At 39.3% G+C, this 8,574-nt stretch carries 6 protein-coding genes and 1 pseudogene; 6 read left to right on the forward strand and 1 reads right to left on the reverse strand.

Going from position 1 to position 8,574, the window contains the following annotated elements; translation table 11 throughout:
- Nucleotides 1–65: 65 nt before the first annotated feature.
- The 3 genes and pseudogenes from nadC to VB654_RS23730 all read left to right on the forward strand — a co-directional run.
- The gene (gene nadC / locus VB654_RS23720; RefSeq protein WP_323216294.1) at nt 66–932 is read left to right on the forward strand and encodes a carboxylating nicotinate-nucleotide diphosphorylase; all 867 of its coding nucleotides are present in this window, start codon (nt 66–68) and stop codon (nt 930–932) included.
- A gap of 330 nt (nt 933–1,262) precedes the next feature.
- Entirely contained in the window at nt 1,263–4,142 is a 2,880-nt protein-coding gene (locus tag VB654_RS23725; RefSeq protein WP_323216295.1) for a CHASE3 domain-containing protein, read from the forward strand.
- Nucleotides 4,139–5,704 (forward strand): annotated as a pseudogene (locus tag VB654_RS23730) (ATP-binding protein); the annotation flags it as partial. The gene VB654_RS23725 and the pseudogene VB654_RS23730, both read left to right, overlap by 4 nt.
- Nucleotides 5,705–5,766: 62 nt before the next feature.
- On the opposite strand, the gene VB654_RS23735 reads toward VB654_RS23730, so the two are convergent.
- Nucleotides 5,767–6,108, reverse strand: a complete 342-nt coding sequence (locus VB654_RS23735; protein ID WP_323216297.1) for a metalloregulator ArsR/SmtB family transcription factor — start codon at nt 6,106–6,108, stop codon at nt 5,767–5,769.
- Between the two features lie 79 nt (nt 6,109–6,187).
- Here VB654_RS23735 and trxA point away from each other — a divergent pair, with 79 nt between their 5' ends.
- The 3 genes from trxA to VB654_RS23750 all read left to right on the forward strand — a co-directional run bounded on the left by trxA (nt 6,188) and on the right by VB654_RS23750 (nt 7,981).
- Complete coding sequence (gene trxA, locus VB654_RS23740; protein WP_323216298.1) at nt 6,188–6,517, forward strand: thioredoxin; 330 nt, start codon at nt 6,188–6,190, stop codon at nt 6,515–6,517.
- Between the two features lie 73 nt (nt 6,518–6,590).
- A complete protein-coding gene (locus tag VB654_RS23745) occupies nt 6,591–7,253 on the forward strand; it encodes a nitroreductase family protein (protein ID WP_323216299.1) in 663 nt (220 codons plus the stop codon).
- A 29-nt stretch (nt 7,254–7,282) separates the two neighbouring features.
- Nucleotides 7,283–7,981 (forward strand): glutathione binding-like protein, encoded by a 699-nt coding sequence (locus VB654_RS23750; RefSeq protein WP_323216300.1) that lies wholly within the window; start codon nt 7,283–7,285, stop codon nt 7,979–7,981.
- Nucleotides 7,982–8,574 lie beyond the last annotated feature (593 nt).

Raw genomic sequence — 8,574 nt, forward strand, 5'->3', positions numbered from 1 at the left:
GCCTTATGGGGGTAGGGATTTTAGGATATAGTATTCTTGGAAATTAAAAATATAGTAATTAAATCGTGAGCAAATTTGGTGTTTTGCCGCCTTGGGTAGTTCTAGATCCTTTACTGCGTGGCTGGTTGCTGGAAGATATTGGTCGGGGCGATCGCACTACAAATAGCCTATTATCGGAAGATATCAAAGCAGGAACAGCTAAATGGGTGGCTAAAGCACCAGGAATAATTGCTGGCTTACCTGTTGCAGCTAGGGTGTTTGAGATTTTAAATGAGAAAGTTAGTTTTGAGGCTGTGGTGGCTGACGGTACAAAATGTGAGCCGGGACAGGTAATAGCAGAAATTCATGGTTCCCTTGATGCGTTGCTGATGGGGGAACGGGTGGCGCTGAATTTGGCTATGGGTTTGAGTGGAATTTCTACGCTCACACATATATATGTAGAGCAAATAGCGGATTTACCTGCTCAGTTGGTGGATACGCGCAAGAGTACGCCTGGGCTGAGACTGTTGGAGAAGTACGCAACGGTGGTAGGTGGGGCGATGAATCACCGAATGGGTTTGGATGATGCGGTGATGATTAAGGATAATCATATTGCAGTGGCTGGGGGTATTGCAGAAGCTATTACCCAGATTCGTTCTCGAACTCCTTTTCCTATGACTATTGAGGTGGAGACGGAAAGTTTGGAGCAGGTGAAAACAGCGTTAGAGCATCAAGCGGATATTATTATGTTGGATAATATGCCTGTGGATATGATGCGTCAGGCGGTGCTGTTGATTCGTCAGCAGGATAGTAGGGTGAAGATTGAGGCTTCAGGAAATGTGACTTTGGAGACGATTCGCGCTGTTGCTGAGACTGGGGTTGACTATATATCTAGTAGTGCGCCAATTACTCAGTCGAAATGGTTGGACTTGAGTATGAGGATTACACTTTAAGAGGTAATAAGTAAGTGGGCGTAACTCAAGTTAACTGGTGAAGATTTCCAGCGTGTTTAACTTTATATAGTTTATTTTTTCTGTCTACCTACTTACCTAATATCAAGCTGTATAGAAAAAACTGAATCAATTATAAATTGATCAGAAGAAACAGAAATTGCCTGTTCAAACGTAAATTTAGCAAATAGTTGCTGGATGGGTTATAAACAAGAAAACAGTTAGTTTTTGAGTTGTTTTGTGAATAACTGCCAAAGTGGAGTTTGGGGAATATAGAATACATTAGGCGCAAAGCTGTAAATATCTGTGCAAAGGACACAAAAAATAACCTAAATGTTTAATCGTTTGAAGATTGGAACTAAAATCGGCATGGGTTTTGCTGTGAGTTTAGCAATTCTATTTACTATTGGTTTCATCTCTTATCAAAGTACTAATGAACTTATCGCAACTTCGCGAAAAGAAGAACTTACATATCAGGTGCGAAATCAACTGGAAGCACTCGGCTCTCAACTGATATATGCTGAAACTGGACAAAGGGGTTATATTATTACCGGAGAACAGCGTTATCTGCAACCTTATAGGAATGCTGTAGAAATTATAGATAAAACCTTTAAACAACTGGAGATATTAGCGGCAAATAATATTTATCAACAGCGACAAATTGATAGATTGCGTTTACTAATCAATGAAAGAATGGCTGTGATGAATAAATTAATTAATATTCGAGAAAATCAAGGCTGGGAAATGGCTCAACAAGCTATGCTCACAGATGAAGGTAAGAATTTGATGGATGAAATCCAAGCAATTATTAAGGAAATGCAAAATGAAGAAAATATATTGTTACGAAAACGTTCTCATCAAGCAGATATAGCGGCTCAAAGAACTATAAATAGTATTACTTATAGTATTCCTCTGATTTCTATTATTTTAGCTGTAATTGGATTCGTATTAACTCGCCATATATCAGTGCCACTTACAAAACTTTCTGAGGCGGCAGAGAATATTGCCGATGGTAATTTATCTGTCAATTTACCACATAGCGATCGCTTGGATGAAATTGGTATTCTGACGCGAACTTTTAATCAGATGATTGCTAATTTACAAAACATCACTAAAAACAATGATGAGCAAAATTGGTTCAATTCTAATTTAGCTCGTTTTACCCAAATGCTCCAAGGGCAAAGCAGTTTAGAAAATGTTTCTCGGATGATTTTGTCAAATATTGCGCCATTAGTTAACGCACAACAAGGAGTTTTTTATTTAATGGATAAGGCTGAACATCAGCCTATATTAAAACTTTTGAGTAGCTATGCTTATCAAGAACGTAAACATTTAGCCAATCAGTTTCGCTTGGGGGAAGGATTGGTAGGTCAATGTGCTTTAGAAAAACAAAGCATCTTATTAACTGAAGTACCTAATGATTATATTCACATTTGTTCTGGTTTAGGTGCATCTGTGCCATTAAATATTATTGTATTGCCTATATTATTTGAATCAGACGTAACTGCTGTGATGGAACTAGCTTCTTTGCAGAAATTTAGTAATTTGCATTTAAAATTTTTAGAACAACTCAGCGAAATAGTGGGCGTATTTATAAATAATATTGCTGCCAATAATCAAACTCAGCTTTTATTGGATGAGTCTCAAACTCTAACAGAGGAATTACAAGTTCAGCAAGAAGAATTAAAGCAAACTAACCAACGTTTAGAACTGCAAACACAGGAGTTAGAAAAATCGCAATTGCTTTTGAAGCAACAACAGGAAGAATTAAAGCAGTCTAATGAAGAACTACAGCAACTAAATGAAGAATTAGAAGAAAAAGCCGAATTATTAGAGATACAAAATCGAGAAGTTGCTCGCAAAAATAAGGAGGTTGAAGGAGCGAGAAAGTCTTTGGAAGAAAAAGCGGAACAGTTGGCTTTATCTTCTAAATATAAGTCAGAGTTTTTAGCGAATATGTCTCATGAATTGCGAACGCCATTAAATAGTTTGTTGATTTTAGCCAGATTATTGGCAGATAATTCCGAAGGTCATTTGACTGACAAGCAAGTAGAATACAGCCAGACAATTTACTCTGCGGGAACGGATTTGTTGGAGTTAATTAATGATATTTTAGATTTAGCAAAAATTGAATCGGGAAATATCTCAGTAGAAATTGAGCAAATTAGCTTTATAGATTTGCAAACATCAATAAATAGAAGTTTCTGGCAATTTGCCCATGATAAAAATATTAATTTTACAGTTGAATTAGAAGACAAATTACCAAATGTCATTTTTAATGATCCTAAACGTTTACAGCAAATACTAAAAAATCTACTGGCTAATGCTTTTAAGTTTACTGAGACAGGAGGAGTAAAATTACAAATTGGGATAATTGAGGATGTTGAAGAAAATGATATTCCCATGATTACTTTTGCCGTTAGTGATACAGGTATTGGCATTCCAGAAGATAAACAGAAAATTATTTTTGAAGCGTTTCAGCAAGCAGATGGCACAACCAGCCGCAAGTATGGGGGAACAGGTTTAGGCTTATCAATCAGTCGTGAACTAGCTCAACTTTTAGGGGGGAAAATTGAGTTATCTAGCCAAGTAGGTCAGGGAAGTACTTTTACTCTTTACCTACCCCAAACTTATTCAGGTACTGGGCAAATCACTACTGAAAAAGTTTCACCTTCATTGAGTCTATCTACAACCCCATTAGATAAACGGATTACTAATCAGCCGGATGAAATTATAGATGATCGTGAAAAAATTCAGCCGGGCGATCGCGTATTACTAATTGTGGAAGATGATGATAAATTTGCCCGCATCTTTCTAGAAATCGCTCATCAACAGGGCTTTAAGGTGATTGTGGCATTACAAAGTAAAGTTGCTTTAGCTTTAGCACAGCAGTTCAAACCTGATGCTATTACCTTAGATATCCATATGCCAGATATGGACGGCTGGACAATACTAAACTGTTTAAAACGTGACTCAGAAACCAGACACATTCCTGTACACATTCTTTCTGTAGATGATAGAAAACAACGGGGGTTACAGTTAGGAGCAATTACTTACTTACAAAAGCCTATATCTCCAGAGGATTTAAATCAAGCATTAACTGACATTAAAGGTTTTATTGAACGCAAGGTGAGAAACCTGTTAATTATCGAAGATGACCCGGTACAAGCTCAAAGTATTATGGAATTGATTGGTAATGGCGATGTCCTTTAGAAAGACTAGGACAAAACTTAGTCAAAGCCACTTCTGGAGAAGCAGCTTTAAGGTGTTTGTTGCATCAAGATTTTGCAGTAATTTTACTAGATGTGCAAATGCCGGGGATTGATGGTTTTGAAACTGCTACCCTGATTCGCAGTCGGGGGCGATCGCGCCATACTCCGATTATCTTTTTGACGGCATTTAGTACGAGCGATCAAATGCTGTTTAAAGGTTATTCTTTGGGTGCTGTTGATTATCTGCTGAAACCTATAAATACGGATGTATTGCTATCTAAAGTTACGGTGTTTGTCGAACTGTTTCAGAAAACACAAGCAATCCAGCGACAAGCAGGCGAACTCACAGCTATTAATGCAGAATTAAAGCAAAGTGAAGAAAGGTTCCGTTCACTGAGTACCTGTTCCCCGATTGGAATTTTTGAGGCTGATACCGCAGGAAACTGTAAATATACAAATCCTTATTATCGAGAAATTTGTGGTTGTAGTTTAACAACTAGTTTAGAAAGGCAATGGTTAGAATGTGTGCATCCCGCAGACAAAGAACAAGCGATCGCTAGTTGGTCTGCTTATATTTGTGAAGGTAAAGAATATTCGGCAGAATTCCGCTTTCACAAGCCTGATGGTAGTCAACCTTGGGTTCAGGTTCGTTCTTCACCAATGTTTTCTAGTCAAGGCGAATTAGTTGGTTATGTCGGGACTCTAGAAAATATTACCGAACGCAAACAAGCTGAAGAAGTTCGCGCCCAAGTCATTCGAGAACAGACTGCTAGAGAGGAAGCAGAAGCCACAAACCGGATGAAAGATGAGTTTTTGGCGGTGCTTTCCCATGAACTCCGTACACCCTTGACTTCGATGTTAGGTTGGTCAAAAATCCTGCGTGCGAAGAAACTTGACGAAAAATCCACAGCGCGGGCTTTGGATGCGATTGAACGTAATGCGACCTCTCAAATGAAACTGATTGAGGATATCTTAGATGTGTCGCGAATTATTCGCGGTGAGTTACAACTACATTTAACTGTCGTGAATTTAATTTCTGTGATTGAGACAGCTTTAGAGTCTGTGCAACCTTTGGCAGAAACAAAAAATATTAAATTAAATACTATTCTCGATACTTCTCTCAACTCAGTTTGTGGAGATCCAGCCCGGTTGCAACAAATTGTCTGGAATTTACTCACTAATGCGATAAAGTTTACTCCTGAAGGTGGAAAGGTAGAAGTGCTGGCTCATACTATAGAATCACAAGTAGAAGGTGAGTTATTTCCTGGTGAAAAAGTGAAACTTTCCTCTAGTTCTGCTCCCCTACGGTTCTCTAAATCTGCCTATGCTCAAATCCAAATAATTGATACAGGTATTGGTATTAAGCCAGAATTCTTACCTAAAGTTTTTGATCGTTTCCGACAAGCGGATAGTACCACAACGCGATCGCATGGAGGCTTGGGTTTAGGATTGGCAATTGTACGCCATTTAGTCGAACTCCACGGTGGGATCATTTCCGCAGCCAGTTTGGGGCAATCTCAAGGATCGACTTTTACGGTGAAAATACCCCTGATGCAAGAAAGCAGCAATATTAATTCGCTACGCGGAGTCATTAGTCAATAATCATTGGTCATTTTCGACTCTAGCTAATGACTATTCACAGTTGACGGTTGATGCACCATAAAAGGTGGTGCTGACTTTAACACCGCATCCAGTAACCCTGGAAATAGTGCTTCCAAATCTTCTTGCCGTAATCTATTGATATGTTGTGTACCTTCTTTACGAGTTAACACAACTCCTGACTCTCGTAAAATTTTAAAGTGATTGGACATAGTTGACTTGGCGATCGCAAAATCAAACCCCGCGCAACACTGTTCTCCCTGAGTGGACAACAATCGCACAATCTCTAGCCGCACTGGATCGCCCAACGCATACAGCACTCCTGGTAGGGAAATATCTTTTCGGTCTGGATGATATAAAAATTTCATTGTTGCATTATCGCTTTAAATGCCCTATATTTTGTTTATTCGATAAAATCGAACAATTGAATTAAATCAGGAGGCAATTATGTCATCCGTTATAAATGTCACAGAAGCCACATTTAAACAAGAAGTCCTGGAAAGTGAAATTCCTGTCTTAGTAGACTTTTGGGCCCCTTGGTGTGGTCCTTGTCGGATGGTGACTCCAGTTGTGGATGAAGTTGCTGGCGAATATGCAGGACAGGTAAAGGTGGTCAAACTGAACACAGATCAAAACCCCACTGTTGCTAGTCATTACGGTATTCGTAGCATTCCCACGCTGATGGTATTTAAGGGGGGAAGACAAGTTGATATTGTCGTGGGCGCAGTGTTAAAAACTACCTTAGCTCAAACTTTAGGGCAGCACATTCAACAATGATAGCGTAGAGTCAGTAGCTGTGCTGAATGTTGAGTACTTTGAAATCTAACATCGTAATTATCAGGAGAATCTCGTGAATCCTACCACCCAAATTAAACCTTTAGACGTACCTAACGCCATTATCCAGCGTCGTTCCATCAAAACTTTTAAAACAGACCCCATTGCCCCAGAATTGCTTCAGCAACTGGTAGAATTAACAATAGCTGCGCCCAGCAGTTTTAATATCCAGGACTGGCAAATTGTTCTTGTTCAAGATCAGGCACAAAAGGCAGAATTAGCAGCTGCTGCGTGGAATCAACAACAAATTATTCAAGCCCCAGTTACCTTTGTTTTTGCGGCTGATCCCAACGCCGGGGAGGGAGATTTAACCCCAGTTTATGAACAAGCGATCGCAAATGAAGCTTGGAACGAAGGCACAGTAAACTACTTTAAAAGTTCTATTCCCCAATTTCAAGCCGGTTTGGGAGATAAACGCCGGGAATATGCCATAAAAAATGCCATGATTGCTGCTACCCATTTAGTATTAGCCGCAGAAAGTTTAGGGTTGTCCACCTGCTTTATGAATGGCTGGGTTGAGGCACAAGTTAAGGAAATAATTGGTGCAGATGATTCTGATTTAGCGATTGCTGTTTTAGTACCTGTAGGTTATGCAGCAGAACCACGCCTAAACCCAGGACGTTTGCCATTATCTCATAACGTGTCTGTGGGTAAAATAGGGAATTCATATCAAGATTAAAGTCATACTAATTCGCAATTAATAAACCGATGATTGAACTTTACTATTGGACAACCCCCAATGGACATAAAATTACTATGTTCCTGGAAGAAGTTGGACTACCATACACAATTATTCCGGTAAATATTGGGACTGGAGAACAATTTCAGCCGGAATTTCTCCAGATTTCTCCTAATAATCGCATCCCAGCAATTGTTGACCATGAACCTGTAACTCAGAATGGCTCAATTTCCGTATTTGAATCTGGGGCTATTTTGCTATATTTAGCTGAAAAAACCGGAAAATTGCTTCCAGAAAATCTGCGCGATCGCGTTGAAGTCCTCCAGTGGTTATTCTGGCAAATGGGGGGACTTGGGCCAATGGCCGGACAAAACCATCACTTTAGCAAATACGCTCCCGAAAAAATTGAGTACGCCATTAACCGTTATGTCAAAGAGACAGGACGCTTATATGCAGTGCTAAATCAGCGCCTAGCAGATAGAGAATTTGTGGCTGGCGATTATTCCATAGCAGATATTGCTGCATATCCTTGGATTGTCCCCCATGAAAGCCAAAGCCAGAAACTAGAAGATTTTCCTCACGTGCAGAAGTGGTTTAAAACAATTCAGGCTCGTCCGGCGACTATTCGCGCTTACGCCAAAGCAGAAGCATTCAAAAATCAGGAACTTGATATCGAAAAATCACGAGATTTGCTATTTAACCAGTCAGCAAATTCAGTTCCAATTTAGCCTTGTTTGTACCTATTTTGCCCCCTCAAGCCCCCAAATCTGGGGACTTTGAAAAATTCCTGTCCTCTCATAATTCGGGCTTGGGGATGAGGTTATATATTTTATTGCAAACTGAAACAAAACATCAACTTTAGTAAATTATGATTTGAATATTACTAAATTAGTGCTAACTTAAAAAGTAGGACACAATATAAAAAACTAACCCCAATGGGTAAATGACTGTGTGTCCCCTGTCATCAACCCAAACAAGTATCAGCAGATGAATTAAGTGGCAAAAAACCAAATTTTTTTGGTCAGAGCCAAATCCTTAAACGGAAACAGTGAGATAGCTGATGTTGTAAGATGCTCTGTAAACCCTAGTTTTTGAACTTTCAAATAATTAACAAGTTTAACAATTGCAAAACTGTAAACCTATAAAAACCTGGTCAACCCGTACCAGGTTTTTTGGTATTTAGTGGTATTTTTGATGAACTGCCAAACGATACAACACTGTAGAGGGAATCCAGTAGTTAGGGCTTGCTGAATAAATGTAACACCCAGATAAATCAAAGGTTTGAGACTGATAAACCCAACAGTAAGTGCAAGGCTTCGCC

The sequence above is a fragment of the Nodularia sp. UHCC 0506 genome (genome assembly GCF_034931045.1).
Taxonomy (GTDB): Bacteria; Cyanobacteriota; Cyanobacteriia; order Cyanobacteriales; family Nostocaceae; genus Nodularia.

What these genes read in the sequence shown, in the direction of transcription:
- VB654_RS23725 (WP_323216295.1), top strand. Translation starts at nt 1,263, where the DNA reads ATGTTTAATCGTTTGAAGATTGGAACTAAAATCGGCATGGGTTTTGCT.
- VB654_RS23735 (WP_323216297.1), bottom strand. Translation starts at nt 6,108, where the DNA reads ATGAAATTTTTATATCATCCAGACCGAAAAGATATTTCCCTACCAGGA.
- trxA (WP_323216298.1), top strand. Translation starts at nt 6,188, where the DNA reads ATGTCATCCGTTATAAATGTCACAGAAGCCACATTTAAACAAGAAGTC.
- VB654_RS23750 (WP_323216300.1), top strand. Translation starts at nt 7,283, where the DNA reads ATGATTGAACTTTACTATTGGACAACCCCCAATGGACATAAAATTACT.